The following is a 25,667-nucleotide window of genomic DNA, read 5'->3' as shown; positions in this document are numbered from 1 at the left end:
ACAAGCATCTTCAGCAACATCGATCCCCAGGAAGGGCCGGCCATGAGCGGCACAGGACGTCCGGACGAACAGCAGATCGACGCCTCCGGGCTGTCAGTGGGCATCGTCGTCACCCGGTGGAACGAGCCGATCGTCGAGCCGATGCTCGCCAACGCGCTCGACGTCGTGAAGGCCTCGGGGGTCGCGGACCCCGTCGTGGTGAAGGTCGCCGGGGCGGTCGAGATCCCGGTGGTCGCCCAGGAGCTGGCGCGCAAGCACGACGCGGTGATCGCCCTGGGCGCGGTCATCCGCGGCGGCACCCCGCACTTCGACTACGTGTGCCAGTCGGTCACGCACGGTCTCACCGAAGTGGCCCTGCGCGAGTCCACCCCCGTGGGCAACGGTGTGCTCACCTGTGACACCCTGGAACAGGCGCGTGACCGCGCCGGCCTGCCGGGAAGCGTCGAGAACAAGGGCGCCGAGGCTGCGCTGGCCGCCCTGGACACGGCGGTGGCCCTGCGCGGGCTGCGCCGCTGACACCGACCTCCTGGCGCACGCGACCGACGAGTCGGGGCCGGTGGGAGTCACGCCTGAGCGCGTGGACACGGATGGAGCAGTTGGTGCGGACGAGGGAACAACCTGTGGACGAGGCGTCGAAGAAGCCGGTCCTGCCGGTGACCTGGCGGCCCCGGGCGGTACGGCTGGTCGCCTACGGCCTGGGCCTGCTCATCGTGGCGACCATGGTGGTGCTCGCCGCGATCCTGCCCGAGGACTGGCGGCTGCTGGACCGCCTCCTGGTCGTGGGGCTCGGGCTCGCGGTGGCCGCCGGGCTGCACATGCTGGCCCGCCCCCGGCTGACCGCCACGGAGCGCAACGTGATCGTCGTCAACGGCATCCGCACCCACCACCTGGCCTGGCCGGAGGTCCTGGACATCCGGATGCCGGTCGGGGAGCCCTGGCCCTCGCTGGACCTGTCCGACGGCACGTCGCTGCCGGTGATGGGTATCCAGAGCACCGACGGTGAGCTCGCCCGGCGCAACCTGGCGGAGTTCCGTTCCCTGCTGTCCCTCGGTGAGGGCGAGGAGCCCGGACACCCCGGTTCGTAGAGCCGGCTTCGTAGACGAAACCGAATCGAGCCCTCGTTTCCTGGAGAAACGGGGGCTCTTCCGTGTTGTCTTGGGCACATAGGTTGGTACCGGGGACCACGTGCCGACCGGTGGAGCCCGTCGTAGGGAGTCGTGGAAGAGGTGCCGCATGCGTGATGTCCGATCGTCTGTGTCCGAGCTGTACCGCTCGGGGGAGACCTTCGCCGTGGCCACGGTCGTCGACACCTACAAGAGCGCGCCCAGAGACGCGGGCGCGGCCATGCTGGTGAACGCCTCGGGGGAGGTCACCGGCAGTGTGTCGGGCGGCTGTGTGGAGGGCGCCGTCTACGAGGAGGCCCTGGAGGCCATCCGTACCGGGGTCCCGGTCCGCCGCACCTACGGGGTCAGCGACGAGGACGCCTTCAGCGTCGGCCTGACCTGCGGCGGAACTCTGCACCTGTTCATCGAGCCGGTCAGCAGGGAGACCTACGCGCAGCTGGGTTCGGTGCTCGGCGCCATCGACGAGCACCAGCCGGTCGCGGTGGCCACGATCGTGTCCGACCCCTCGGACGCCGGCCGGGTCGGCCGCCGCCGTGTGGTGTGGCCCGGCCACGCCGAAGGCGATCTGGGGGAGGGCTGTGAGCGCCTGGCCGCCGCCCTGGACGACGACGTGCGCGGCATGCTCGCCCAGGGCAGCACGGGCCTGCTGCACTACGGCACGGACGGCCAGCGTCGCGGCGACGAGCTGGAGGTGTTCGTCCAGTCGTTCGCCCCGGCGCCCCGCATGCTGGTGTTCGGCGCCATCGACTTCGCGGCCGCGGTGGCCGACCTCGGCACCTACCTGGGCTACCGGGTGACGGTGTGCGACGCCCGCCCGGTGTTCGCCACCCCCAAGCGCTTCCCCACCGCCGAGGAGGTGGTGGTCAAGTGGCCGCACGTGTTCCTGGACGAGATCGCCGACGAGATCGACCAGCGCACCGCGATCTGCGTGCTCACCCACGACCCCAAGTTCGACGTGCCGGTCCTGAAGAGGGCGCTGACCACCCGGGCCGGGTACATCGGCGCGATGGGTTCGCGGCGCACCCACGAGGACCGTCTCGAGCGGTTGCGTGAGGCCGGCGTGGACGAGGAGGCGCTGGAGCGGCTGCACTCGCCGATCGGTCTCGACCTGGGGGCCCGGACCCCGGAGGAGACGGCGGTGTCCATCGCCGCCGAGCTCGTGCAGACCAGGTGGGGTGGGAGCGGCCGGGCCCTGCGAGAGACCAGCGGCAGGATCCACCGTGACACGCCCAGCGCCCCGCTGATTCCGGCCGGATTCGGTCAAGCCAAGAGGTGAACCGAAACCGTTCCGATGGAGAAACACCAGTTCAAAGTGGTGTCCCTGGAACCGGGTCCCGATTCTTGTGCACGGTCTGAGCCAGGCGGGCCATCCGGGAACCCCGTCCGTGGCATCATCGCGTCATGGGTACTGGGGAGCCGAAGGACAGGGGAACCGAGGGGACGAGGCACACGAGCCTGGTGGCCGGCCTACTGCTGGCCGCCGGATCGGGGAGCAGACTCGGCCGCCCCAAGGCCCTGGTCGAACTCGGCGGTGAACGCCTCGTCGACCGGGGTGTACGCACCCTGACCGACGGCGGCTGCGTTCCGGTACTGGCGGTCCTGGGTGCCGCCGACACCACCGTGCCCGGTGCCCTCACGGTGCACAACCCCGACTGGGCCACCGGTATGGGTTCGTCGCTCCGCGCCGGGATCGACGCCATGCCCGACACCGTCGACGCCCTGCTGGTCGCGCTCGCGGACCAGCCCCTGGTGACGGCGGAGGCGGTCCGACGCCTGGTGGAGGCCTTCGAACTGGGTGCCCGCGCCGCGGTGGCCACGTACAACGGAAACCCCCGCAACCCGGTGATGCTGGGCCGCGAACACTGGTCCACGGTCTACTCCATGGCCGAACAGGACGTGGGCGCCCGGCCCTTCCTGCGCGCCTACTCCCACCTGGTCACCGCGGTCGCCTGCGACGACATCGCCAGCCCCGAGGACATCGACACCGAAGAGGACCTGGCGCGGCTGACGGACATGCTCAGGGGCGTTCAGCCCGGGTGATGGCCGAGGGTTCGGCGCGGGTCCTTCTCAGAGCCGCTCGGCGAGGATGCCGAAGGACCGCTCGGCGCTCTCCTCGGGGCCCAGGACGATGAGGTCCGTGCCGCTGTTGAGGGCGTTGGGCGGGCAGGTCATGGGTTCGGCGGCCAGGTGGGCGCGGTGGAGCCCGCCGCTGAGCGTGTCGGAGCTGAACAGCTGGAGCCAGTCGAAACCGGCGCCGGACCACAGGGACACCCGGTGTTCGGGGCCGCTCAGGTGCACCCAGGCGCGGTCGTCGTCGCGGTCGAGGCCGGTGAAGGCGGTGTCCAGCACCGTGTTTCCCAGGGGGCGGCCGGGCGGGCGCAGGTCGAACTCGGTGCCGGCCACCGGCTGGGGGGCGCCCACGGGTGTCAGCTTGTCGTCGGTGGGCTGGTGGCTGCCGACGGTGGCGGCCACGGTGACCTCGCCCCGTTCGGCCAGCTCCCGCAGCGGGGTGCCCAGGGTGAGGTACGGGTGGAAGCCCAGCCCGAACGGGGCGTCGGAGGTCCCCGTGTTGCGCGCCGTGGTGGTGACGGTCAGCCCCTCGGACGCCAGCCGGTACGTGGCGGTCAGCTCCAGAGGGAACGGGTATCCGGGGGTGCCGGGGAAGTCCAGCCGCAGGGTCACGGCCTCCTCGGACTCCTGGACCGGTGCCCACTCCGTCTCGCTGACCAGGCCGTGGATGGCGGAGCCGGTGGCCGGGTCGTTGGCGTCCAGCCGGTACTCGGTGCCCCCGAAGGCGTAGCGGGCCGAGGCGACCCGGTTGGGCCACGGGGCCAGCAGCTGCCCCTGGGAGGCGACGGGGCCCCGCGGTCGGGTGTAGGGCCAGACCAGGTCCCGTTCCCGCCAGGTGAGCGCCTGCAGTCCGGCACCGGTCCGGTCGATTCGCGCCCGGTACTCACCGGCACGCAGCTCGAACACCTCGCCCACCTGTACACCCTTCTCCCACGGTTCGGCACGCTGCCGAACCGGGAGATCATAGCGTGCCCGGGTCGCCCCGACGGCTCGCCCGCCCCGGTGGACCCCGGCGGCGGCACCGACCCGCGGCGCTGCGCTGACGGCTCGCACGCCCCGGCGTGCTCAGCCGAGCAGGCCGTCCAGCGGGATGAGCACACCGGATCCCAGGGCCAGCAGACCCGTCGACAGCAACACCACCAGCATCACCAGTGAACCCGCCACCGCCAGGCGGAAGGCGCCCAGCCGGCGCCGGGCCTTGACCGTGGACTTCGCGGCGGTGCGGCCCAGTACCAGCAGCGTGATCGACAGCAGCACCGGCAACCACCAGGACGCGCCGATCCCGCCGGGCAGCAGCCCGGTGAGCGCGGCGGCCCCCTCGGCCAGCGGGTTGTCGCTGAACTCCAGCAGGCCGGTGTAGGTGTCGGTCACGAACACGCTCTCGGGGAAGAAGCCCTCCTCGGGGCGCAGCGCCCGGCCCAGGCCGTCCACCAGGCCCAACAGGGCGGCCGGGTAGGCGAAGCGGCGGCACTTGCCCGCCTTCATCGCGCGCTGGATCTGGCCCATGGTCTTCTCGACCCGGCGAGCGGCCTTGTCCTGCCGACGCTTCTCCTTGGCCGTCGCGGGTTCCTGCGGCCGGGTGGGGGTGCCGAAGCCCTGGTCGCCGGGGACCACCGGGTGGTCGGGCCGTGTGGTGGCGGCCTCCGCCCGGCGCTGCTTGGCCGTGGACACCTTCTCCTGGGTGCTCTCCCAGCGATCGCGCGCCGAACCGGCCAGAGAGGCCCACCGGTCCTGGCGGCGCGCCTTGCCGTCGGCGCGCTCGCGCTCGGCGATCGCGCCGCCGATCCGGTCGGCCTCGGGCAGCAGCAGGAGTGCGGTGAGCATCGCGGCGCGGCCGGCCAGCTGTTCACCGCCGTCGCGCAGGGCGGTCTTGCGCTGCTCCAGCCACCAGGGCGCGTTCGGTGCGGAGCTGCGCTGGCTGGGGTGCCAGGACTGGCGGCGCAGCAGCGACCGGTGCTGGGCCGCGGTCTCGGGGACCAGCACCAGCTCGACGGCCCGCGCCCAGGTGGAGTCGATCTCGTGGGAGGCGGGGGACCGGGGCGCGTCGGGGCCCGAGGCCGTCACCCGCTCCAGGGTTTCGTGCACGCGCTTCATCAGCAGCGGGACCTCGTGCTGGACGCGTTCCAGCAGTGCGCACCGCCCCGAACCGCCGGAGCGGCAGCCGGGGTGCGGGCACCAGTGCTGGGAGCCCAGGCCCACCACGCCCGACTCCACGGCCTCGCGCACGACCGCGTGGCGGCTGGCCTCGCCGGTGGCCAGGGCCAGGAGCCCGTCGGCGCTGATCTCGTGGCCGCGGAAGCGCGGCGGCATCCCCGGCACGTAGCGGGCGGCCAGTGCGCTGATCGCGACGTGTGCGAGTTCGGGCCGGGCGTCGAGCCCGGTCAGGTAGGCGCGGTCGAAGGTGTAGTCGCTGACCTCGCGGTCCAGCCAGGTGCGCAGCTCCGACCAGTGGCTGCGCAGCCACATCGCGCCGGTGTCGGAGCGGTCGAGCAGGTCGAAGGCGAGGCTGGGCGGGTCCTCGTGGGAGGCCCCGGCGAAGTTGATGGGGCGCAGGCGGCTGGCGGTGCGGATCGGCGGACGCTCGCCCGCGAGCCAGGCGGCGACCTCGTCGTGCCCCCAGCGGGTGGAGGGGGAGAGGGTGAGCAGGCCGCGGGCGAGCAGGCGCCAGCGCTCGTCGGTGATCGCCGAGATGTCCACCTCGGTGTTGCGGGCGGTCAGCCAGTTCCCGCCGCGCTCGGGGCGGCGGCCGGTGGTGAGTTCGTGCACCATCACACCCAGCGACCACCATGCGGCGGGGGCCTCACGGCGGCCCTCGATCACCTCGGGGGCGGCGTAGTCCTCGGTGATGGCCTGACCGCCGTAGACGCGGCTCATGGTGGCGCGCACGGCACCGCCGAAGTCGGTGAGCGCGACCACCGGCGGGTCCAGGGAGCGGACCAGGAGGTTCTCGGGCTTGACGTCGGTGTGGTTGTGCTGGAGCTCGCTCTGCCAGTGGTGCAGGCAGTCGGCGACGGCGCGGACCACGGCACCGGCGCGCTCGTCGTCCAGGGGTGACTGGTTGATGACCTCGCGCAGGGTGCCGAGGGAGAAGTACTCCTGGGCCTCCCAGGCCAGCTCCTCGCCCCAGGAACTGGTGGCGGTCCCGTATCCCTGGATGGCGGGGGTGTGCGGGGAGGCGGTGCCCCGGGCGCGCAGCCGGTCCAGGAGTTCGCGGTTGATGTCGTGGCCGGGCCGGTACACCTTCAGAGCGAGCCGGCGTCCTGGGGAGTCGGTGGGTTCGGCCAGGTAGACGACGGCCTCCCCGCCCGCGCCGATGTGGTCCAGGATCTGGTAGCGGCGGCGGAGCTCGGCGGGGACGGCGTAGTCGAGATCGCCCGCGGGGCCCACCACCGCGCGCGAGACCAGGCGCGCCATCCAGTCCAGGAGGGGGCCGAAGAGCACACGCCACCACGGGGTGCGGCCCTCGGGGGAGCCGGGTGCGCCCACGGTGGGGCGTCGGGCGGGGCGGCCCGCGGAGAGGTCGGCGCCCAGGGCCGTGGTGGGGGAGGCGGGCGGTTGCACCCGGGTGCCGCCCGCGGCGCTGCCCGGGGCGTCCGCGCCGCCGGGCAGGACCGTGGTGTGGTCGCTGCCGGCGCCGGGGGAGGACCCGGGGGGGACGACGCGCGTGGGGCCCTCGTCCGGCTGCTGCCCCTGCTGCGGGCCCGCACGGGTCCCCGGTGGCGGCTCCGGCGGTGGGGCCGCCCCCGGCCGGAACACGCGCGTCACCCAGCGCGTGGCGCCCACCGCCGGGTTGACTCGCGTGGTGGGTGAGGTGGGGTCGATCCGTTGGGTCGGTGCGTTCTCGTCACCGGGGTCGGGCGTGACCATCGAGGCCGGAGCCATCCTTCGGATAGGCGGTTGGTTGCGGATGTCCGGGGGGAGTCCGGGGAAGGGCGGACCCTTCCAGGTTAGGTCTTGCGCGCGCCTGATCGGAGTGGTGGAGCCACCCCTGTCCGGGCGCGTCGCCCGATCCCCCCGATACTCCGTTGGACTCCGCCGGGGCCGCCCGGGTTCCGGTTTCTGTGACTCGTTGTCACGGTCCCGATCCGCCTGTCTCCGGGGAGGCCGTCAGTGCCCGCGAGGAGTGAGCCCCAGCTCGGCGCAGGCCTCCTGGTACATGCGGACGACCTCGGCGCGGATCTGGGCGCGCTCGGTCAGCGGCGCGGCCCAGGGGATGCGCACCTGGCGCTCGGCGCCGTCGACGGTGACCGTGTAGTCGCCGCCCTCACCGTCCAGACCGGTCATCCGGGCGGCGGTGGCGTCGGGCTGGGCGCCCAGCGCTCGGCAGATGAGCAGGGTGTCCTCGGCGTGGTCGTCGTTCATGTGGGCGGTGACGGCGGTGACGACCTCGGGGGCGAAGGGGCTGGACGGCACGGTGGGGTTCTCCTGCGGTTCCTGGCGCACGGGCGTGCGGCGCACGGTTCGGACACTCGGACGTGGTCGGACACACGAAACGGGGGAGGGTCGTGTGGACCCTCCCCCGTCGACGATATCCGAGGCCTCACAGGGTTTCTGACGGGGTGTCGTCAAAACCCGGGGCGGCGGTCACTCCCCCTGAGTGGCCGCGCTCGGACACCGTCCCCTCCCGAGGTCCTCCCCAGGTCCTCGGAAGCGCCCCGGCCGGACGGCGGCGGTGGTGCCGGGCCGGGGCGTCACGTCCGTCGGCCGACTCAGGCCTGACGGGTGAACTCGGCGTCGATGGTGATGGTGATCTTGTCGCCGACGACCACGCCGCCGCCGTCCATCGGCATCTCGATGTCGACGCCGAACTCCTTGCGGCTGATGGTGGTGGAGGCGGCGAACCCGGCGCGGTCCAGACCGTAGGGGTCGACGGTGGAGCCGTTGAACTCGAGGGACAGCTCGATCGGGCGGGTCTTCTTCTTGATGGTCAGCTCACCCTTGAGGACGAAGTCCTCGCCCTTGGCCTCGATGCCGGTGGAGCGGAAGATGAAGTCCGGGTAGTTGTCGGTCTCGAAGAAGTCGGCGGACCGGACGTGGTTGTCCCGGTCGCTGTTGTCGGTGTTGATGGAGCCGGCGTCGATGGTGGCTTCGACCGAGGCCTTGGTGGGGTCCTCGGGCACGGTCAGGGTCGCGTCGAACTTCTCGAAGCGGCCGCGGACCTTGCTCACCATCATGTGGCGGACGGAGAAGCCGACGATGCTGTGGGCGGTGTCGATCTTCCAGGTGCCGGGCTTGAGTTCCTGCGTGGCCATGGTGTCTCTCCCTGTGTGTGGAAGGCCCGGGTGCCGGGCCAACTCGTTGCCTAGCAACAAAGTACCTTAGAAGTATCTTCCTGGGAAGGATTCTATGGACTTGTTCCTGAGGACGCAAGAGTCCGGGCGCCGGTCCGGACGTTCGGCTGCTGGAGTGAGCGGCTGCGGCGCTAGGATCGGGCCATGGAGAAGGCCTGGCTCGAACCCGGTGAACAGGACGTCTGGCGCGGGTTCCTGCGGATGAACGCCTGGATCTACGACGAACTCGAACGCGACCTGCGTGCCCGCGACGGCCTCTCGCTCATCGAGTACGGGGTGCTCGCCCACCTCTCCGAGGCCCCGGACCAGCGCATGCGCATGCGTGACCTCGCCGAGGCGGTCATCGTCTCCAAGAGCCGCCTGTCCCACCAGATCGCCCGCCTCGAACGCGACGGCCACGTGCGGCGCGAGAGCTGTGAGGACGACCGGCGCGGACTGTGGGCCGTCCTCACCGAGAAGGGGGCCGCCGTCCTGGAGCAGGCCGCGCCGAGCCACGCGACCCGGGTGCGCTCCCTGATGTTCGACCGGCTCTCCCCGCAGCAGGTCGACCAGCTCCGCGAGATCGTCGGCGTGCTCGGAGACGGGCGCCCGGAACAGGGTTCGTAGGGGCCAGGGGGCCCGAGGCGTCCGGCCGGGGCCGCCGGACGCGGCTGCGACACATGCCACTCTCCGCCCCCGGCCGCGCGGGCGCACCCGGGTCCGCGCGCGTCCCGAAGACGAAGCGGCCCCGTTCCCGGAATCCGGGCCCCGGCCGGTCCGGGCCCTTCGGCGTCTTCTTCCCCGAACCGCCGACCCGCACGGTACCCGCCTGTGAAGCTGGGCTGCCGAGTACGGCGCGGGGCGACCGCGCCGACCGGGGAGGGCGGCGGCCTTGCGCGGCCCGAGGAGGGGAGAGGTCACATGGTTCTGTCCGAGAAGCGATCCCACAACGGATACGCACCCCAGGTAGAGTCGGAGCCCGTGAGCAGACCAACGATCACCGGCGCCCAGAACTTCCGTGACGACGACGGCAGCGCCGATCCGGAAGTCGAGGCTCGCCTGCGTGACTACGCGGCGATCAAGGTGGGTGACCGCCAGGTCCTCGCCGCCCTCAGCGGGTCCCGGGTCCTCATCCCGGTGGTGGCCGTGGCCACCGAGACCGAGAAGGGCGCGGGCGGGCTCACCAAGGACAAGAACAGCGAAGTGGCCATCCCCATCATGACCGGCAAGGACGGCCGCCGGGGGGTCCTCGCCTTCACCTCCGTGGACGCGGTCCGGCGCTGGCGCCCGGACGCCCGTCCGGTGCCCTTCAGTACGAAGGACGCCTGCCAGGCCACCCTGGAGGAGAACGCCGACGCCCTGGTCATCGACGTGTCCGGGCCGATCCCGTACACCGTCCAGGGCCGTTTTCTCACCATGCTCGCGGAAGAGGGGACCGTCCCCGAACCCAAGGACGACCCACAGGTCCTGGCGCTCATCTACCGGGTGACCCACGCCGAGTTCGGGATCGAACGCGTGCGCATCCACTCCTCCGAGCGCGGAGAGATCGGCATCCGCCTGGAACTGGACGAGCGCGACGACGAATCGCTGCGCCGCGTCGCCGAGCGGCTCAGCGCGGAACTCCGGCACGTGCTGCCCGGCGGGGTCGAACTCAGCGCCGTCGTACGCGCCCGGCGCGACGACGACTGACCCCGGGCGGCCCCGGGTTGTCCACAGAACGCCCGGGGCACTGTCGCGGAGCGCTCCCAACAGGTAGCTTCCGAACATGCCCACCCCCTTGGCGTTCACGCTGTCTCCGCTGTTGTGGGCGGTCCTCGCGGCCGCCTCGCTCTGCGTGCTCGGCACCGTGGTCGGCCGCACCAGCGGTCGCCTCGTCCACCTCTTCGGCCCGTCCCGCCGACCGAGGGGCCCCGAGGCCTCGTCCGAGGCGAGAGCGGCAGCCGCCCCGATGACCACCGCTCGGGGACCGGCGCTCCTGGACGAGCCGGTCTCTCCGGGACAGGAGGTCCCCCCAGGTCAGGACAGTGCCACAGGCACCACCCCGGGGTGGGAAGGCGCGCCCGACACACCCTTCGGCGCCTCGCCGGAGACTCCGCCCGGCCCCGGCCCCGGCTCCGACCCCCTCCTCGGCCTCGACCCCGAGGAGGAGGCCGACGGGCCGCCGCCGCCCCGCTGTCCGCACTGCCGGACCGAACTCCGGTTCACCCGCGGCCTGCCGGTCGTCGCCGCCCGAGCCTTCCGCCGGCGCGGCGCCTGCCCCCACTGCGAGCGGCGCGTGCACCCGCACCCGGCCGCGGTCGTCACCACCGCCCTGCTCTTCGCGCTGGTGGGAGCCCTCGTCCCCTGGCACCTGCCCGACTGGTCACCGCCGGGTGTGCTGGCCGTGCTCTGGCTCGTCGCGCTCGGCGTCCCCCTGTCCGTCATCGACCTGCGGGTCATGCGCCTGCCCGACGCCCTCGTGGCCCCCGCCTACCCCGTCGCCGCCCTCCTGCTGGCCGCGGCGGTCCTCCTCCCGCCCGCCGGGCCCGACCCCGAACGCGGAGCCCAGGCCCTGGTCGGCATGGCCCTCATCACGGTCCTGTACTGGTTGATGTGGCGGATCAGACCGGGCGGGCTCGGTTTCGGTGACGTCAAGCTCTCCGGGCTCACCGGCCTCTACGCGGGCTGGGCGGCAGGGCCGGTGGGCGCGCTGGTCGCCGCGTTCTGGGCCTTCGCGGCCTTCTCCCTCCTGGGTCTGGTCCTGCTGGCGCTGCGCCGGATCACCCGGACCGAACCCCTCCCGTTGGGCCCGTTCATGCTCGCCGCCACCCTCGCCACCGTTCTCGCGGGCCAGCCCCTCCTCCCGAACTCGCTCTGACCGTCGCCCCAACCCCGAGCCCGGTGACCACCTCGACACCCGATCCGTGGGAGGATCGTGCACATGTTGCGTTGGCTGACCGCGGGGGAGTCCCACGGACCTGCACTCGTCGCGATTCTGGAGGGCCTTCCGGCCGGTGTGTCCGTCACCTCTGACGACATCGCCGCCGCACTGCTCCGCCGCCGCGCCGGGTACGGTCGGGGTGCCCGGATGAAGTTCGAGAAGGACCAGGTCTCCGTCATCGGAGGCATCAGGCACGGCATCACCCAGGGTGGGCCGGTCGCGATCGAGGTCGGAAACACCGAGTGGCCCAAGTGGGAGAAGGTGATGTCGCCCGACCCGGTCCCCGCCGAGGAACTGGACGGCGTGGCGCGCAACGCGCCGCTCACCCGCCCCCGCCCCGGCCACGCCGACCTCGTCGGTATGCAGAAGTACGGGCACGAGGAGTCCCGCCCGATCCTGGAGCGCGCCAGCGCCCGTGAGACCGCGGCCCGGGTCGCGATCGGCGAGGTCGCACGGCAGTTCTGCCGCCAGGCGCTCGGTGTCGAGATCCTCAGCCACGTGGTCTCCATGGGCCCCGTCGCCGTTCCCGAGGGCACACCCGAACCCCGGCCGGAGGACCTCGCCGCGATCGACGAGGACCCGCTGCGCTGCTTCGACCGCGAGACCAGCGCCCGCATGGTCGAGGAGGTCGACGACACCAAGAAGTCCGGGGACACCCTGGGCGGCGTCGTCGAGGTGCTCGCCTACAACCTGCCGCCCGGCCTGGGCAGCCACGTGCACTGGGACCGCCGCCTGGACTCCCGCCTGGCCGGGGCCCTCATGGGCATCCAGGCCATCAAGGGCGTCGAGGTCGGCGACGGCTTCCGCACCGCGGCCCGCCGCGGCTCCGAGGCCCACGACGAGATCGAGCCCGGCCCCGACGGCGTGCGCCGCCGCACCAACCGCGCCGGCGGTGTCGAGGGCGGCATGTCCACCGGTGACCCGCTGCGCGTGCGCGCCGCGATGAAGCCCATCGCCACGGTGCCCAACGCGCTGGACACCATCGACATCGAAACCGGCGAGGCCACCAAGGCCAACCACCAGCGCAGCGACGTCACCGCCGTCCCCGCCGCCGGTGTCGTGGCCGAGGCCATGGTCGCCCTCGTCATCGCCGAGGCCGCCATCGAGAAGTTCGGCGGCGACTCGGTCCCCGAGACCGCCCGCAACCTCCAGGGCTACCTGGACTCGCTGACGATCCGCTAGACCCGTTCACCCCGGCCCGCCCTCCCACCGGAGGGCGGGCCGGCGCTCTTCCACCCCCCGGAGCGCTCAAGTCCACGCCTTCGACGTCGAGGCCGCCGTCCAGGGCCGTTACCGGGACGAGGAACTCGACCACCGGGGCCTCGCCTTCCCCGCTTCCCCCTGATCCGGGCCCCGTGGGGTTGTACACAGGCTCTCGCCCCCCGCACGCGTCGCGGTGGTGTTTCTGCTAGACAGGAGGGCACACGGCAGAGATTTCCCCCCGCGCAGGCGGGGGTGACCCCCAGAGGTAGGCAGAGCGTGGCAAGAGCGATCGCGGTGCTCATCGGTTCGCCCGGTTCGGGCAAGTCCACCGTCGGCGAGGCCCTGGCCCGCCGCCTGGACACGGACCTGTTGTGCACCGACACCGAGATCGAGAAGCGTGCGGGCAAGCCCATCAGCGACATCTTCATCCAGGACGGCGAGGAGCACTTCCGCGCCCTGGAGCGGGAGGTCGTCGCCGAGGGACTCCGTGCCTGGGAGGGCGTCATCGCCCTCGGCGGGGGCTCGGTCCTCGACGGGGACACCCGCGAGGAGCTCGCCGACCACCACGTGGTCTACCTCCAGGTGGAGTTCGCCGAGGCCGCCAAGCGTGTGGGCATGGACGTCGCCCGTCCGCTCCTGGCCGGGAACCCGCGCACCCAGCTGCGCAAGCTCCTCAACGAGCGGCTGCCGGTCTACGAGGGCCTCGCCTCGGTGACCGTGCCCACGACGGAGTACCACCCCGAGGAGATCGTGGACACGATCGTCGGGTCCCTCCCCACCGGAAAGGCCGCCAAGTGACCGTGACCCGGATCGGTGTGGGGGAGCCCGCCGGACGCTACGACGTGGTGGTCGGCAGCGGGATCCTCTCCGAACTGCCCTCCCTGGTCGGCGGCGCCGCCCAGGTGGCCGTCATCCACCCCGAGGGGCTGGGCGAGGTCGCCCGGCCCGTGGTCGGGGTCCTGGAGGAGGCCGGTTACCTGGTCCGGCCCATGCCGGTTCCGGACGGCGAGGCCGCCAAGACCGCCGCGGTCGCCACCGGCCTGTGGTCGCGTCTGGGCTCGTTCAACTTCACCCGAACCGACGCCGTGGTGGGTGTCGGCGGCGGGGCCGCGACCGACCTGGCCGGCTTCGTCGCCGCCACCTGGCTGCGCGGGGTGCGCTCGGTGCTGGTGCCCACCACCCTGCTGGGCATGGTGGACGCCGCCGTCGGCGGCAAGACCGGCATCAACACCCCCGAGGGCAAGAACCTCGTCGGCGCCTTCCACCCGCCGGCCGGGGTGCTGTGCGACCTCGCCACCCTGCCGAGCCTGCCCAGGGCCGACTACATCGGCGGCCTGGCCGAGATCGTCAAGGCCGGGTTCATCGACGACCCCGTCATCTGCGAGCTGGTCGAGGACGACCCCGAGGGCGCCGCACGCCCCGAGGGCAAGCACACGCGCGAACTCATCGAACGCGCCGTCCGGGTCAAGGCCGACGTCGTCTCCGGCGACCTCAAGGAGAGCGGCCGCCGCGAGATCCTCAACTACGGGCACACCCTCGGACACGCCATCGAACGCGCCGAGAACTACACGTTCCGGCACGGCTACGCGGTCTCCATCGGCATGGTCTTCGCCGCGGAACTCGCTCGGCTGGACGGCCGGATCGACGACGCCCTGGTCCAGCGGCACCGCTCGGTGCTCACCTCGGTGGGGCTGCCGGTCAGCTACGCCGCCGAGTCCTGGCCCGAGCTGCGCGCCACCATGGCCGTGGACAAGAAGGCCCGTGGCGCCACTCTGCGCTTCGTGGTCCTGGACGGCCTCGCCGAGCCCGCGATCCTCAGCGGCCCCGCGCCTGAGCTGCTGGACGGGGCCTACCAGGCGGTCGTGAACGGTTCCTGAGTCCTCCGGACCCACTAGACTGATCAGAGGCGAGCAGTGCCCCGGGGTCGGTAGACACAGTCGCCGGCAGCCACGGGAACCACGCCTCGCCCCACTGACCACCGACCGGACCAGCGAGTCCGGTCCCCGACGTGTCACACCCCTTGGAGAGACGACCGAAGTGGCCTCGACGAACGACATCAAGAACGGCACGACCCTGCGGCTCGACGGCGGCGTTCTCTGGAACGTCCTGGAGTTCCAGCACGTCAAGCCGGGCAAGGGCGGCGCGTTCGTCCGCACCAAGCTGAAGAACGTCCTCACGGGCAAGATCGTCGACAAGACCTTCAACGCCGGGTCCAAGGTCGAGTTCGCCAGCGTCGACCGCCGTGACATGGAGTACCTGTACCACGACGGTGACTCCTTCATCTTCATGGACACCCAGACCTACGACCAGATCCCGGTCTCCGAGGCCGTGGTCGGCGACGCCAAGGGCTTCCTCCTGGAGAACACCAAGGTCACGGTGGCCACCAACGAGGGCAACCCGCTCTACATCGAGATGCCCGCCGCCGTCGAGCTGGAGATCACCCAGACCGACCCGGGCGTCCAGGGCGACCGCTCCACCGGCGGCACCAAGCCCGCCACCGTCCAGACCGGCGCCACCATCCAGGTTCCGCTGTTCGTCACCACCGGTGAGCGCGTCAAGGTCGACACCCGCACGGGTGACTACCTCGGACGTGTCAACTGATGAGTGGCGCACGGCGCAAGGCCCGTCGGCGCGCGGTCGAGGTCCTCTACGAGGCCGAGGTGCGAGCCACCTCGGTGGAGGACGTCATCAAGCGTCGCCGGGCCCAGCCCGAACCGCCGATCAACGAATTCACCGAGCAGCTCGCCCGCTCCGTCGACGGACGGCGTGAGCGGATCGACGGGCTTCTCGGCGAGTACGCCATCGGGTGGACCCTGGAGCGCATGCCGGTCGTCGACCGCAACATCCTCCGGATGGGCGCCTACGAGCTGCTGTGGGCCGAGGACATCCCTGACGGCGTGGCGATCGCCGAGGCCGTCGGTGTGGCCAAGGAGCTGTCCACCGACGAGTCGCCCAACTTCATCAGCGGACTTCTGTCCAGGCTGATGGAGAACAAGTCGACGCTCTCGCTCTGAGACCTCGCGCGGAGGCCGGGCCGGGCTGACCCGCCCCGTTCCGGGGGCCGGGCACGAGATGATTGAGGGAACGCTGGTGACTGACAGGAGCGGCACGTCCGCGACCGCCGCGAGCGGTTTCGGTACGAGCGGTGTGACCGGTCCCACGCGGGCGGCCACCGCCGCCCGGACCGCCGTCGTGTGGGACGCGCTCTCGCAGCTGCTGGCCCGCCTCTTCGACGGTGAGCCCCTGGAGATCGTCGACGCGGGAGGCGGCACCGGCGGCGCCGCCGTCCCGCTCGCCGAACTCGGTCACCGGGTGACCGTCGTCGAACCCAACCCGGACTCCCTGGCCGCCCTGGAGCGCCGCGCCGCCGAGAGCGGTGTCACGGTGCGCGGTGTCCAGGGGGAGACCCAGGACCTGGCCTCGCTCTTTCCCGCCGACAGCGCGGACCTCGTGCTGGTGCACAACGTGCTCGAGTACGTCGACGAACCCGCTGCCGCGCTGGCCGACGTCGCCGGGATCACCCGCCCCGGTGGCGCGGTCAGCCTGCTGGTGACCAACGCCGTCGCCGGCGCCCTGCACCGCGCCATGGCCGGGCACATCACCGAGGCCCAGCACCTGCTCTCGGACGCGGACGGCCGCTGGGGCGAGGCCGACCCCATGCCGCGCCGCTTCACCCGTCAGCAGCTCCTCGACCTGATCGGCCACTCCGGTCTGACCGGGGAGAGCGTGCGCGGGGTGCGCGTGTTCGCCGACGTCCTGCCCGGGCACGCCTGGGAGGGCGACGCCCAGGCCGGGCAGCACCTGGTGGAGCTGGAACGGGCCGCCGCCGACCACCCCGAGCTGATCGGCATCGCCACCCAGCTGCACGCCATCGCCCTGAAGTCCTAGGCCGGTACGCGCGCGAGCGCGGCCCGCGGACACTAGGGCGTGTCGAAGAGCGTGCTGACCGACTCCCCGTTGTGAATGCGCCGGATCGCCTCGGCCAGCGCGGGCGCGATCGACAGCACCCGCAGTTTCGGTGAGGTCTGCCCCGGTGTCCTGGGCACCGTGTTCGTGCACACGATCTCGGTGACGTCGTCCATGGCGGTGATCCGGTCCAGCGCGCCTTCGCTGAACAGCCCGTGTGTGCAGGCGATCCGGATGGAGCGCACCTTCTGTTCGCGCAGGCGCTCGATCAGCCCGACGACGGTGCTCCCCTTCGCGATCTCGTCGTCCAGGATGATGATGTCGCGGTCGGCGACGTCGCCGATCACCGACGTGATGCTCACACGGTCGTCACCGAACCGCTGTTTGGCCCCGGAGGCGACCGGTGTGCCGAGCCTGCGGGCGAACGCCGACGCCTCCTTGACGTTGCCGAAGTCGGGTGAGACCACCACCGTGTTGGACAGGTCGTCGCCCCGGAAGTGCTCGGCGAGCTCCCCGAGCGCGTGCAGGTGGTCCACCGGGACACTGAAGAACCCGTGGACCTGGGGCGAGTGCAGGGTCATGGCCAGGACCCGGTTGGCTCCTGCCGTGGCGAGCAGGTCGGCCACCAGACGCGCCCCGATGGAGATCCGCGGGGCGTCCTTCTTGTCCGAACGCGCGTAGGCGAAGTGCGGCATGACCACCGTGGTCCGCGCCGCGGAGGCGCCCCGGGCGGCGTCCAGCATCAGGAGCAGCTCGACGAGGTTCTCCTGGACCGGCGGAACCAGCGGCTGGATGAGGTAGACGTCGCGTTCGCGGCAGTTGGCCTGGAGCTGGACCTCGAGGCAGTCGTTGGCGAAACGGGAGACCCGGGTGGGGGAGAGGGGCTTGCCGAGGTTCGTGCAGATCTCCTCCGCGATCTCGGTGTGAGCGCTGCCGGAGAAGATGACGATGTCTCGCATGTGATCCCTGAAGTAGATGCGGGAGAAGTCTTTAAGAAGACTACTGGTGCGTGCCTCAGGGGGCACGGAAGGCCCCTGGGACGGAAGGGGTGGGGGTGACCGATTCCGGACCCGCCCCCGGGATCAGGTGGCACCGGGCAGGGCATAACCTGGGCGTATGAGCCGACGTCAACTGGAACGCGGTGCCGCTCTGCGGGGTGTGGTCACCTCCGACGGCATCGCTCCGCTGGGCGCCGACTTCCCTCCGGACGGCTCAGGTCCGGACGAGGACTGCCACATCCTGCACCTGGACATGGACGCGTTCTTCGCGAGCGTGGAGCAGCTGCGCCGTCCCGAGGCGCGCGGCCGCCCCGTGATCGTGGGCGGCACCGGTCCGCGCAGTGTGGTCTCCTCCGCCGACTACATCGCCCGCCGCCACGGTGTGCACTCGGCGATGCCCATGGCGCAGGCGATGCGGCTGTGCCCGGACGCCCTGGTCTACCCGCCGGACGGCGCCGCCTACAGGCAGGCCTCCGAGGCCGTCATGGACATCCTGCGCTCGGTCACACCCCTCGTGCAGCCCTTGTCGCTGGACGAGGCCTTCCTGGACGTCTCCGGTGCCCGCCGCCGCCTCGGCGGCCCCGTGCGCATCGCCGCGATGATCCGTGAACGCGTCCGCCGGGAACAGCGGCTCACCTGTTCGGTCGGGGTCGCCGCCACCCGCTTCGTCGCCAAGCTCGGCTCCACCCACTGCAAGCCCGACGGGCTGCTGCTGGTCCCCACGGCGCGGGTCCGCGGTTTCCTCGACCCCCTGCCGATCGGCGCGCTGCCCGGGGTGGGGGACAAGACCGAGCGCACACTCGTCCGGCTGGGGACGCGCACCGTCGGCGCGCTGGCCCGGACCGACCCCGAACTGCTGCGCATGGAACTCGGTGAGAAGGCCGGGGCCCGCCTGGCCTCGCTGGCCCGGGGCGAGGACCCCAGCCCGGTCGTTCCCGAGACCCCGGACAAGAGTGTTGGCGCGGAGGAGACCTTCGCCGTGGACGTCGATGACCCGGGCTTGATCGATCGTGAGCTGCTGCGCCTGTCGGAGAAGGTCGCGCACCGTCTGCGCGCCTCCGGGCAGGTGGGGCGCACGGTGAGCGTGAAACTGCGCAGGGCCGACTTCTCCACGATCACCAGGGCGCGGACCCTCTCCGAGAGCACCGACGTGGCCAGGGAGATCAGCGCGGTGGCGCGTGCCCTCTACGCGGCGTCGGGGCTGAGGGGCTCCCCGCTGCGCCTGGTGGGGGTCCGTGTGGAGGGTGTCGCCCCGGTGGAACACTCGCACCGCCAGTTGGCGTTGGGGGAGGAGGACACGGGTTGGCGGGACGTTGAACGGGTTATGGACCGAGTGAAGGCCCGTTTCGGCCCGAGCGCGATACAGTCGGCCGTATTGGCCAAGCGTGACAAAAACGACGTATGATGCGGCAACTTCCGGGGACCTCTGAGCGTTCTCATGAGTAGAACCGGAGTAAGGGTAAGAAGAGAGGCATGGAAGCCGGTGTTTCCGATACAGGGCGAGGGTATCGTGGCCGTAGTGGGTCAGGTACACACGCAGCTTTTCTTTCCACTAGGCGCTAGTGCACCGTATTCTGGGCATACCACTGACCAAGAGACTGTTCATCAGTACCCGTCACCCCAACCGGGGACTGCCGTAGGGAGGCGCCGTGCCGCTCTCTGAACACGAGCAGCGCATGCTCGACCAGATCGAGCAGGCGCTGTATGCCGAGGACCCGAAGTTCGCGAACACTGTTCGGCAGACGAACCCCGGAGTCCATTACAAGCGCTGGATCATCAAGGCCGTGATCGGCTTCGTGCTCGGCATGGGCATGCTGCTCCTGGGGTTGCTGTTGGGAGGTCCGGACGCGTCGCTGGCACTTCCGGTCACCATCAGTGTCCTCGGCTTCATCTTCATGCTGGCCTCCTTCCTCATGGGGGCGAACGCCTGGCGTAAGTCCGTCGGTGGCGGCGCGGAGGCGATGCTTGCCGAGGCTGAGACCGAGACCAAACACAAGCGCAAGGGCGACAAGCGTCCGGGGATGATGAACCGCTTCGAGGAGCGGTGGCGTCGCCGCCAGCAGGGCGAGGACCAGTAGCTCACCAGGGGCGGGCGCCGGTCCGTTCCAGCTGAAGGCCTGCGTACTTCGTCACGGTGGGGCCCACACACGGTGGTTGTGTGTGGGCCCCACCGTTTTCTGTGCCCGAGTGCAGGAGCTTCGCCCGCGACCCGCGCGGAGTTCCCGAAGCGGGCGTGTGAGGCCTCCTGTCCCCCTGCCTGAGAGCGGGCACACCGCAGCGGATGGGAACACGGCCCCCGGTACCGACGCCACGGGGCGCCCGGCACCCCTGCCAGTGGTGGGTTCCTTCCTGCGGACGAGAGCCTCGGACCCGGCGACGCACAGTCCTCAGCCCGCAGACCCGGCCCTGACTCAGGAGACGGCCGGGACGGCCTCTGCCGCGACTCTCGGGCGGCGCCACGGGGCCAGGGAGCGCGGGAGCAGGATCGCGCGCCAGCGGTCGCCTCCGGTGGCCGTCGCGGTCAGCCCCTTCCGGGCCGTTGCCAGGTCGGCGGCCAACCGGTCGCCGTTCGCAGCGCTGTCCGCAGTACCCCCGGCCGCTGCCGTGCCCCCCTCGGCCGGGGCCGGTGCGTACCGGGCGGTCTCCTCCGCCAGGGCCAGCCGCCACACGGCGGCATGGGCCTCGGACGGCAGCACGGTGCCGTCCCGGCCGAGGGCGCCCAGCCGCGCGGCGGTCGCCCGCGGGCTCTCGGTGAGCGACCACTCCACCCCCAGGTCCAGGCAGGTGTCCCGTAGTTCCCGCCAGGCGGTGTGCGCGCCGACGACCCCGCCCGAGGCCTGTGCGGCCCCGCGCGACCAGCGCACCAGGGCCCGGGCCAGGGCGGGACCGGCCAACAGCAGCAGTCCGGCGAGCAGAGCCCCGACCGCCGGCAGCCACGGCATCCGGTCGGAGCCGTCGGAGCCGGTGGTGGATCCCCCGGCTGCGTCGGTCGGCCCTCCCTCGGGTGACTCGCTCTCCTCGGGGGAGGCGCTGGGCTCGTCCTCGGCGGTCTCGGTCGGCTCGGGGGTGTCCCGGGCCGTGGGCTCGGGGTCGGGGAGGCTCTCGGGTGCGGCCTCGCTCCCGGAGGTGTAGTCGGGGGCCGAGGCCGAACCCTGTCCCTGCGCGGAGGAGGGGGTGGGCTCGAACCGGACCCAGCCCGAACCCTCGAAGTACAGCTCGGGCCAGGCGTGCGCGTCGCCGACCGACACCGACCAGCGGCCGTCGCCCACCTGCTGGCCGGCGGTGTACCCCACCGCGACCCGGGCGGGGATGTCGGCCTGGCGGGCCATGATCGCCATCGCCCCGGCGAACTGCTCGCAGTAGCCGATCCGGTCCTCCGTGAGGAAGTACGTCAGGGGGTCGGCGTCGCCGGGGATCGCGGGCGGGCTCAGGTCGTAGGTGAAGTCGCCGCCGGTGAAGAAGTCCTGGAGCGCGATGGCGCGCTCGTAGGCGGTGTCGGCGTTCGCGGTCACGGAGTCGGTGAGCTCCTGGACGCCGTCGTCGATGCCGCCGGGGAGGACGAGGTAGTTGTCGGACAGCGAACGCGGCGGCCCGGCCTCGGCCAGGGTCCGGGCGTCGGGCCGGTTGTCCGCGGACTCCACGACGAAGTTGAACCCGGTCGGCGGGGTGTCGGTGGTGAAGACCATCAGGGTGTCGGAGTCCACGTACCAGTCGCCGGACACCTCCACCGAGCGCGCGGGGTAGGGCAGCGGCAGGAACTCCATGCGCGGGGCGTCGGAGTCCAGGGACACCCGGGTGGTGACCGATGCGTCGGGCTCCTCGTCCCGGCCCGGGGGCAGGGGGAGCGGTCCGTCGAGGTTGGAGTCCCGGCCGGTGTACACCGGGGACATCGTCCAGTTCTCGCCGTCGAACTCGTCCAGGACGAAGGTGCGCAGGTACTCCGGGTCCTCGGCGTCGGAGCGGTAGGTCAGCACCGTCCGGTCGGAGGAGGAGGCCAGGTCGCGTCGGAGCGAGACCAGCGGGTGGGTGGTGGTCACGTTGCCGGAGGAACCGAACTGGCTGCCGTCGGCCATCGTGTAGAAGGCGTCGGTGCGCAGCGAGGGCACCAGCAGCGGCAGGCTCAGGGCCAAGGCGATGGCGGTGGCCGCCGCGGCGGCCACCGTGCCCAGCTGGACGGCCCGTGCGGTGAAGCGGCCGGCGGGGTCGTGGCCGTCCGGGACCCTGACCCCCCACTCGCGGCCCCGGACCCACATGTCCGTGGCGAGCAGGACGAGGAAACCCGCGGCGCAGATCCCGGCCTGGGCCCAGGCCAGGCCGGTGCTGTCCACGGCCAGCGGCACCAGGACCAGGGCCAGCAGCAGCCCGCCGACCATCCCCGGGCAGCGGGCCGTCACCGCCAGGAAGTCCGCGGTCATCGCGAACACCAGGAAGGTCAGCGCGATGATCATCCGCAGACCGTTGGAGGACGGGACCGGGGGAGCGCTGGTGTTGATGCTGTGGACGCCCTGCTGGAACAGCGCCCACATCTGGTGGAAGGTGTCCGGGGTCGGCACGACGCCGAGGAACCCGGTGCCCGGGGTGAGGATCGGGGTGAACAGCAGCGCCGCGACGATCAGTTGGAGGAAGGGCACCGGGAACGAGTTGCGGCCGCTCAGCCGGTAGAGGGCGGAGACCGCGGCCACCGCGATGACGAGGACGGCTGCCGGAATCCACCAGTCGCCGCCGCGGATCAGCCCGTTCAGGAGGGGCAGTGCCGCCAGCATCGAGACCAGGGCGGCCAGGGGCATCAGTGCTCTCAACGGGACCCCTCCCAGGGGGCGCTGGGGCCGGTCGGGGCCACGGGGGCGGGCGTCACGGAGGTGCCGGGGGAGATCGCCCGCAGCCACAGCGGAGGCAGTTCGGCGGGGTCGGTGACGGGAACCACCCGCCAGCCGTTGGCGGTCAGCAGGTCCGCGATGCGCTGGGCGTCCTCGGGGGAGGCCCAGGCGGCCCGCACGCACAGCACCGCCACGTGCAGCCCTGATCCGCGCACCCGGGAGAGAGCCGAGGCGTCTTCCGGGGACAGGGCGCCCAGGATCGCCACGACCAGGCTGGACGAGGAGCCGCGGGCTCCTTCCAGGGTGCTGATCCCGCCGTACAGGCTGTCCGCCTCGGAGGACTCCACGGTCGCGAGCCCGTCCAGCACCCCGGAGGCGTTCTCGGTGTGCAGCTGTCCCCGCTCGGTGTGCAGGCGCAGTTCGTGGCCGCTGTCCAGGAGGTTCACCGCGACGGAGGCGGCCACGCCGACCGCGGTCTCCAACGAGCTCCAGGGGCCCTCGCCGGAGTGCGCCGCGTACCGGGTGTCCAGGAGCAGGGTGCTGTGCTCGCGCCAGTGCTGTTCGTCCCGGCGCACCATGAGCTCGCCGTGCTTGGCGGTGGAACGCCAGTGCACGCGGCGCAGCTCGTCGCCGTAGCGGTACTCGCGGGGGATGGGGTCCTGCTCACCGGCGCCGGTCACCGAGCGGCGCGGGGAGTTCTCGCCCTGGGAGCCGTCGGCGGCGCCGAGGGTCGCGAGCGGGACCACGGGCGGGGTCACGAGCAGCGGGGTGGGCGCGCCGACCCTGCGGGTCACCCGGACACAGCCCAGGGGATCCACCACGCTCACCCGCAGCGGGCCCACGGGGTAGCGGCCGCGGACGGCGGGGCGGACCAGGTAGGTGACGTCGCGGACGGCGCGCGGGGCCAGGTGCCCCACCGTGTAGCGGGGCTCGTAGCCCAGGCGCACCGGCAGGGTGTCCTCGATCCGCACCCAGCTGACCGGCCAGGTGGGGGAGGAGTTGCCGACCCTCACCAGCACCCGGGTGTCGGTACCGGCCGGGACGCGGTACGGGCGCAGGGCCCTGCTGTGCACCACCCGGTCGGTCGCGCCGAGGATCGTCAGGGCGGAGAGCGGCGGTACCAGGAGCAGGAAGAGGCCCACGCCCACGAGTTCCCGCTGGCCGACCACGAAACCGCAGACGAGGGCGACCGCGCCGAAGAACAGCATCAGTCCGCCGCGGGCGGTGAGGGTTCGGTGCGGGCGCATGGTCCGTCTCTCGGGGTCGTGGAGGGCCAGGGATCGAGGAAGGCCGGCGGTCGTGGGGCGTCAGGGTCGTCGGAAGTGCGGAGGCCGGGTCCCCGCGGCCCGGCGAGGCCGGAGTCCGCCGGGGCCCCAGGGGTGCCGGACGGTCTCAGCGGGGCCCGGGGACGGGCAGCCGGGCGACCAGCTTGGCGACGATCTGCTCGGCGCTGAGCCGTTCCATCTGGGCCTCGGGCCCGGGCAGCAGCCGGTGGGCGAGGACCGGGACGGCCAGGGCCTGCACGTCGTCGGGGACGACGTAGTGGCGCCCCTCCAGGGCGGCGTGGGCCCGGGCCGCGCGCACCAGGTGCAGAGTGGCGCGGGGCGAGGCGCCCAGTTTGAGTTCGGGTGCGGTCCGGGTGGAGTTGACCAGGTCCACGACGTAGCGGCGCATGCCCGGCGCCATGTGGACGTTGTGGATGCGGTCCACGAGGGAGCGGATCTCGGCCGCGTTGGTGACCGGGGCCAGCTGCTCCAGCGGAGACCGGGAGCTGTGCGCGTCGATCATGTCCAGCTCGGCCTGGGGTGAGGGATAACCGACCGACACGCGCGCCATGAACCGGTCCCGCTGGGCCTCGGGCAGGGCGTAGGTGCCCTCCATGTCGGCCGGGTTCTGGGTCGCCACGACCATGAACGGCCGCTCCAGGGTCCGGGTCTGCCCGTCGACGCTGACCTGGCGCTCCTCCATGCACTCCAGGAGGGCCGACTGGGTCTTGGGCGAGGCGCGGTTGATCTCGTCGCCGAGCACGATGTTGGCGAACACCGGTCCCGGGTTGAACTCGAACTCGTTGCGGTCCTGGTGGTAGACGCTGACCCCGGTGATGTCGCTGGGCAGCAGGTCGGGAGTGAACTGGACGCGCTGCACGGAGCAGTCCACGGCCCGGCCCAGGGCCTTGGCCATCATGGTCTTTCCCACACCGGGGACGTCCTCGATGAGGAGGTGGCCCTCGGCGAGCATGACGGTGAGCGCGATGCGCAGCACCTCGGGTTTGCCCTCGATGACCGTCTCGATCGCGCCGCGGACGCGGTCGGCGACGGCGACAACGGCACCGACGTCCCCCCGGACGTCGCCCCCGTGACCGTCGTGCTGTGTGCCGAGTGACACGAGGCCCCTCTCGCTCGGTATGTCTCGGTGTATCGATCTGAGGCTAGGGCCAATCAGACCGATTGCAAACCAAAGTGCCGGAATCGGCCGCCGAATGGTTCCACCGGATACCGAAGTGGTCAAAGCGCCCGAACCGTTCTCCTGATCATTGGCGGGGGAGCCGTCCGCGATAGCGGGACGGGTGTCGCAAAACCCCCGGAGTCGCCCTTCGGTGTCGGTGGTCACACCCCCGCCCCCCGCTCCGGGCGTTCGCCGGTCGGCGGCGGTCGGCCGCAGGCGGGAGGCGACGCACGCGGGCACGAAGCGGCCCCGTCCGACCCCTGCTCACGCCGCGCCTCTCTGACCTGCGCATTTGTCGATTCTTCGGTCGGTGAATCCCGATTCAAGCTGTTGACGGTGGGGAAGAGTGGAGTAAGGTGGGGCACCGTGGAGAGAGGGTGAATTCTCCACTTAGGGGGTGAGGGGGTGAGCGTGTGTTCCTAGGCACCCACACACCTCGCCTGGACCAGAAGGGACGGCTGTTCCTTCCCGCGAAGTACCGCGACGAACTGTCGGGGGGTTTGGTGATCACGAAAGGCCAGGAGCGCTGTCTCTACGTCTTTCCGACGGCCGAGTTCAGCCGCATCACCGCCTCCCTGCGCTCCGCCCCGGTCACCGCCAAGGCGGTCCGCGACTACAGCCGCGTCCTCTTCGCCAGCGCGTCGGACGAGTCCTGTGACAAGCAGGGCAGGGTCACGATCCCGCCGAAGCTTCGCGCCTACGCGGGCCTGGACCGCGAGTGCGTCGTCATCGGCGCCAACACGCGCCTGGAGATCTGGGACGCCGCAGCGTGGTCGGAGTACGAGGCCGAGCAGGAGCAGGCGTTCTCGCAACTCTCAGAGGAGGTGCTGCCCGGGGTGCTGTGACGGCGGGACGACCCTTTTCCGTTCCGACACCATCAGCACGGAGTCCATGCAACGCCGGGACCGGCAACG

The 25,667-nt window shown here is 71.9% G+C and carries 24 protein-coding genes; 16 read left to right on the top strand and 8 right to left on the bottom strand.

The window, feature by feature from the left end; all coding sequences use genetic code 11:
- The first annotated feature begins 42 nt into the window (after positions 1 to 42).
- The 4 genes from ribH to D458_RS0113755 all read left to right on the top strand — a co-directional run bounded on the left by ribH (position 43) and on the right by D458_RS0113755 (position 3,164).
- A complete protein-coding gene (gene ribH, locus D458_RS0113770) occupies positions 43 to 516 on the top strand; it encodes a 6,7-dimethyl-8-ribityllumazine synthase (protein ID WP_017587337.1) in 474 nt (157 codons plus the stop codon).
- Positions 517 to 620: 104 nt separating this feature from the next.
- On the top strand, positions 621 to 1,085 hold the full coding sequence (locus D458_RS0113765) for a PH domain-containing protein (RefSeq protein ID WP_017587336.1): 465 nt from the start codon (positions 621 to 623) through the stop codon (positions 1,083 to 1,085).
- 148 nt (positions 1,086 to 1,233) lie between these two features.
- Positions 1,234 to 2,400 carry an XdhC family protein gene (locus D458_RS0113760; RefSeq protein ID WP_026119284.1) on the top strand — a complete coding sequence of 389 codons (1,167 nt, stop codon included), beginning with the start codon at positions 1,234 to 1,236 and terminating at the stop codon, positions 2,398 to 2,400.
- Between the two features lie 182 nt (positions 2,401 to 2,582).
- The gene (locus D458_RS0113755; RefSeq protein WP_017587334.1) at positions 2,583 to 3,164 is read left to right on the top strand and encodes a nucleotidyltransferase family protein; all 582 of its coding nucleotides are present in this window, start codon (positions 2,583 to 2,585) and stop codon (positions 3,162 to 3,164) included.
- 27 nt (positions 3,165 to 3,191) lie between these two features.
- On the opposite strand, the gene D458_RS0113750 is transcribed toward D458_RS0113755, so the two are convergent.
- The 4 genes from D458_RS0113750 to D458_RS0113735 form a co-directional block, all read right to left on the bottom strand.
- The gene (locus D458_RS0113750; protein ID WP_017587333.1) at positions 3,192 to 4,109 is read right to left on the bottom strand and encodes an aldose 1-epimerase family protein; all 918 of its coding nucleotides are present in this window, start codon (positions 4,107 to 4,109) and stop codon (positions 3,192 to 3,194) included.
- A gap of 150 nt (positions 4,110 to 4,259) precedes the next feature.
- Entirely contained in the window at positions 4,260 to 7,061 is a 2,802-nt protein-coding gene (locus D458_RS0113745) for a serine/threonine-protein kinase (RefSeq protein ID WP_017587332.1), read from the bottom strand.
- 240 nt (positions 7,062 to 7,301) lie between these two features.
- Entirely contained in the window at positions 7,302 to 7,556 is a 255-nt protein-coding gene (locus tag D458_RS0113740) for a DUF2470 domain-containing protein (RefSeq protein ID WP_083936321.1), read from the bottom strand.
- Positions 7,557 to 7,903: 347 nt separating this feature from the next.
- Positions 7,904 to 8,446, bottom strand: coding sequence for a YceI family protein (locus D458_RS0113735; protein ID WP_017587330.1), 543 nt, complete (start codon positions 8,444 to 8,446; stop codon positions 7,904 to 7,906).
- A gap of 183 nt (positions 8,447 to 8,629) precedes the next feature.
- Between D458_RS0113735 and D458_RS0113730 the strand changes: the two genes are divergently transcribed.
- From D458_RS0113730 to D458_RS0113690, 9 genes are all read left to right on the top strand, one after another.
- Positions 8,630 to 9,091, top strand: a complete 462-nt coding sequence (locus tag D458_RS0113730; RefSeq protein ID WP_017587329.1) for a MarR family winged helix-turn-helix transcriptional regulator — start codon at positions 8,630 to 8,632, stop codon at positions 9,089 to 9,091.
- Positions 9,092 to 9,445: 354 nt separating this feature from the next.
- Positions 9,446 to 10,153: an SseB family protein gene (locus D458_RS0113725; RefSeq protein ID WP_026119282.1), complete on the top strand. Its 708-nt coding sequence runs from the start codon at positions 9,446 to 9,448 to the stop codon at positions 10,151 to 10,153.
- A 76-nt stretch (positions 10,154 to 10,229) separates the two neighbouring features.
- On the top strand, positions 10,230 to 11,321 hold the full coding sequence (locus tag D458_RS0113720) for a prepilin peptidase (RefSeq protein ID WP_017587327.1): 1,092 nt from the start codon (positions 10,230 to 10,232) through the stop codon (positions 11,319 to 11,321).
- Positions 11,322 to 11,384: 63 nt separating this feature from the next.
- A complete protein-coding gene (aroC, locus tag D458_RS0113715; protein WP_017587326.1) occupies positions 11,385 to 12,566 on the top strand; it encodes a chorismate synthase in 1,182 nt (393 codons plus the stop codon).
- A gap of 315 nt (positions 12,567 to 12,881) precedes the next feature.
- Entirely contained in the window at positions 12,882 to 13,385 is a 504-nt protein-coding gene (locus tag D458_RS0113710) for a shikimate kinase (RefSeq protein ID WP_017587325.1), read from the top strand.
- On the top strand, positions 13,382 to 14,464 hold the full coding sequence (gene aroB / locus D458_RS0113705) for a 3-dehydroquinate synthase (protein WP_017587324.1): 1,083 nt from the start codon (positions 13,382 to 13,384) through the stop codon (positions 14,462 to 14,464). The genes D458_RS0113710 and aroB overlap by 4 nt, the downstream gene beginning before the upstream one ends.
- 160 nt (positions 14,465 to 14,624) lie before the next feature.
- Positions 14,625 to 15,188, top strand: a complete 564-nt coding sequence (efp, locus tag D458_RS0113700) for an elongation factor P (RefSeq protein WP_017587323.1) — start codon at positions 14,625 to 14,627, stop codon at positions 15,186 to 15,188.
- On the top strand, positions 15,188 to 15,601 hold the full coding sequence (nusB, locus tag D458_RS0113695; protein ID WP_017587322.1) for a transcription antitermination factor NusB: 414 nt from the start codon (positions 15,188 to 15,190) through the stop codon (positions 15,599 to 15,601). The genes efp and nusB overlap by 1 nt, the downstream gene beginning before the upstream one ends.
- A 76-nt stretch (positions 15,602 to 15,677) precedes the next feature.
- Positions 15,678 to 16,475, top strand: coding sequence for a methyltransferase domain-containing protein (locus D458_RS0113690; protein ID WP_026119281.1), 798 nt, complete (start codon positions 15,678 to 15,680; stop codon positions 16,473 to 16,475).
- Positions 16,476 to 16,507: 32 nt separating this feature from the next.
- Here the strand turns inward: D458_RS0113690 and D458_RS0113685 are convergent, their stop codons facing one another.
- Positions 16,508 to 17,452, bottom strand: a complete 945-nt coding sequence (locus D458_RS0113685; RefSeq protein WP_017587320.1) for a ribose-phosphate diphosphokinase — start codon at positions 17,450 to 17,452, stop codon at positions 16,508 to 16,510.
- Positions 17,453 to 17,609: 157 nt separating this feature from the next.
- Between D458_RS0113685 and dinB the strand changes: the two genes are divergently transcribed.
- Both dinB and D458_RS0113675 read left to right on the top strand, forming a co-directional pair.
- Complete coding sequence (gene dinB, locus D458_RS0113680; protein WP_051049671.1) at positions 17,610 to 18,896, top strand: DNA polymerase IV; 1,287 nt, start codon at positions 17,610 to 17,612, stop codon at positions 18,894 to 18,896.
- A gap of 244 nt (positions 18,897 to 19,140) precedes the next feature.
- The gene (locus D458_RS0113675; protein ID WP_026119279.1) at positions 19,141 to 19,569 is read left to right on the top strand and encodes a DUF3040 domain-containing protein; all 429 of its coding nucleotides are present in this window, start codon (positions 19,141 to 19,143) and stop codon (positions 19,567 to 19,569) included.
- Positions 19,570 to 19,902: 333 nt separating this feature from the next.
- Here the strand turns inward: D458_RS0113675 and D458_RS0113670 are convergent, their stop codons facing one another.
- The 3 genes from D458_RS0113670 to D458_RS0113660 form a co-directional block, all read right to left on the bottom strand.
- Positions 19,903 to 22,278: a transglutaminase family protein gene (locus D458_RS0113670; RefSeq protein WP_017587317.1), complete on the bottom strand. Its 2,376-nt coding sequence runs from the start codon at positions 22,276 to 22,278 to the stop codon at positions 19,903 to 19,905.
- 8 nt (positions 22,279 to 22,286) lie between these two features.
- The gene (locus D458_RS0113665) at positions 22,287 to 23,555 is read right to left on the bottom strand and encodes a DUF58 domain-containing protein (RefSeq protein WP_017587316.1); all 1,269 of its coding nucleotides are present in this window, start codon (positions 23,553 to 23,555) and stop codon (positions 22,287 to 22,289) included.
- A 145-nt stretch (positions 23,556 to 23,700) separates the two neighbouring features.
- Positions 23,701 to 24,693 carry an AAA family ATPase gene (locus tag D458_RS0113660; RefSeq protein WP_017587315.1) on the bottom strand — a complete coding sequence of 331 codons (993 nt, stop codon included), beginning with the start codon at positions 24,691 to 24,693 and terminating at the stop codon, positions 23,701 to 23,703.
- A 473-nt stretch (positions 24,694 to 25,166) separates the two neighbouring features.
- Here D458_RS0113660 and mraZ point away from each other — a divergent pair, with 473 nt between their 5' ends.
- On the top strand, positions 25,167 to 25,598 hold the full coding sequence (gene mraZ / locus D458_RS0113655) for a division/cell wall cluster transcriptional repressor MraZ (protein ID WP_017587314.1): 432 nt from the start codon (positions 25,167 to 25,169) through the stop codon (positions 25,596 to 25,598).
- The last annotated feature ends 69 nt before the right edge of the window (positions 25,599 to 25,667 follow it).

It is taken from the genome of Nocardiopsis ganjiahuensis DSM 45031 (genome assembly GCF_000341085.1).
GTDB lineage: Bacteria > Actinomycetota > Actinomycetes > Streptosporangiales > Streptosporangiaceae > Nocardiopsis > Nocardiopsis ganjiahuensis.
The sequence above is the reverse complement of the archived record's forward strand: the minus strand, read 5'-3'. Positions and strand labels throughout refer to the sequence as shown.

Coding starts and splice junctions, on each gene's coding strand:
- D458_RS0113760 (WP_026119284.1), top strand. CDS start 1,234: ATGCGTGATGTCCGATCGTCTGTGTCCGAGCTGTACCGCTCGGGGGAG.
- dinB (WP_051049671.1), top strand. CDS start 17,610: ATGAGCCGACGTCAACTGGAACGCGGTGCCGCTCTGCGGGGTGTGGTC.
- D458_RS0113745 (WP_017587332.1), bottom strand. CDS start 7,061: ATGGTCACGCCCGACCCCGGTGACGAGAACGCACCGACCCAACGGATC.
- D458_RS0113665 (WP_017587316.1), bottom strand. CDS start 23,555: ATGCGCCCGCACCGAACCCTCACCGCCCGCGGCGGACTGATGCTGTTC.
- aroC (WP_017587326.1), top strand. CDS start 11,385: ATGTTGCGTTGGCTGACCGCGGGGGAGTCCCACGGACCTGCACTCGTC.
- nusB (WP_017587322.1), top strand. CDS start 15,188: ATGAGTGGCGCACGGCGCAAGGCCCGTCGGCGCGCGGTCGAGGTCCTC.
- ribH (WP_017587337.1), top strand. CDS start 43: ATGAGCGGCACAGGACGTCCGGACGAACAGCAGATCGACGCCTCCGGG.
- D458_RS0113720 (WP_017587327.1), top strand. CDS start 10,230: ATGCCCACCCCCTTGGCGTTCACGCTGTCTCCGCTGTTGTGGGCGGTC.
- D458_RS0113670 (WP_017587317.1), bottom strand. CDS start 22,278: ATGCCCCTGGCCGCCCTGGTCTCGATGCTGGCGGCACTGCCCCTCCTG.
- D458_RS0113740 (WP_083936321.1), bottom strand. CDS start 7,556: ATGAACGACGACCACGCCGAGGACACCCTGCTCATCTGCCGAGCGCTG.
- D458_RS0113730 (WP_017587329.1), top strand. CDS start 8,630: ATGGAGAAGGCCTGGCTCGAACCCGGTGAACAGGACGTCTGGCGCGGG.
- D458_RS0113685 (WP_017587320.1), bottom strand. CDS start 17,452: ATGCGAGACATCGTCATCTTCTCCGGCAGCGCTCACACCGAGATCGCG.
- D458_RS0113735 (WP_017587330.1), bottom strand. CDS start 8,446: ATGGCCACGCAGGAACTCAAGCCCGGCACCTGGAAGATCGACACCGCC.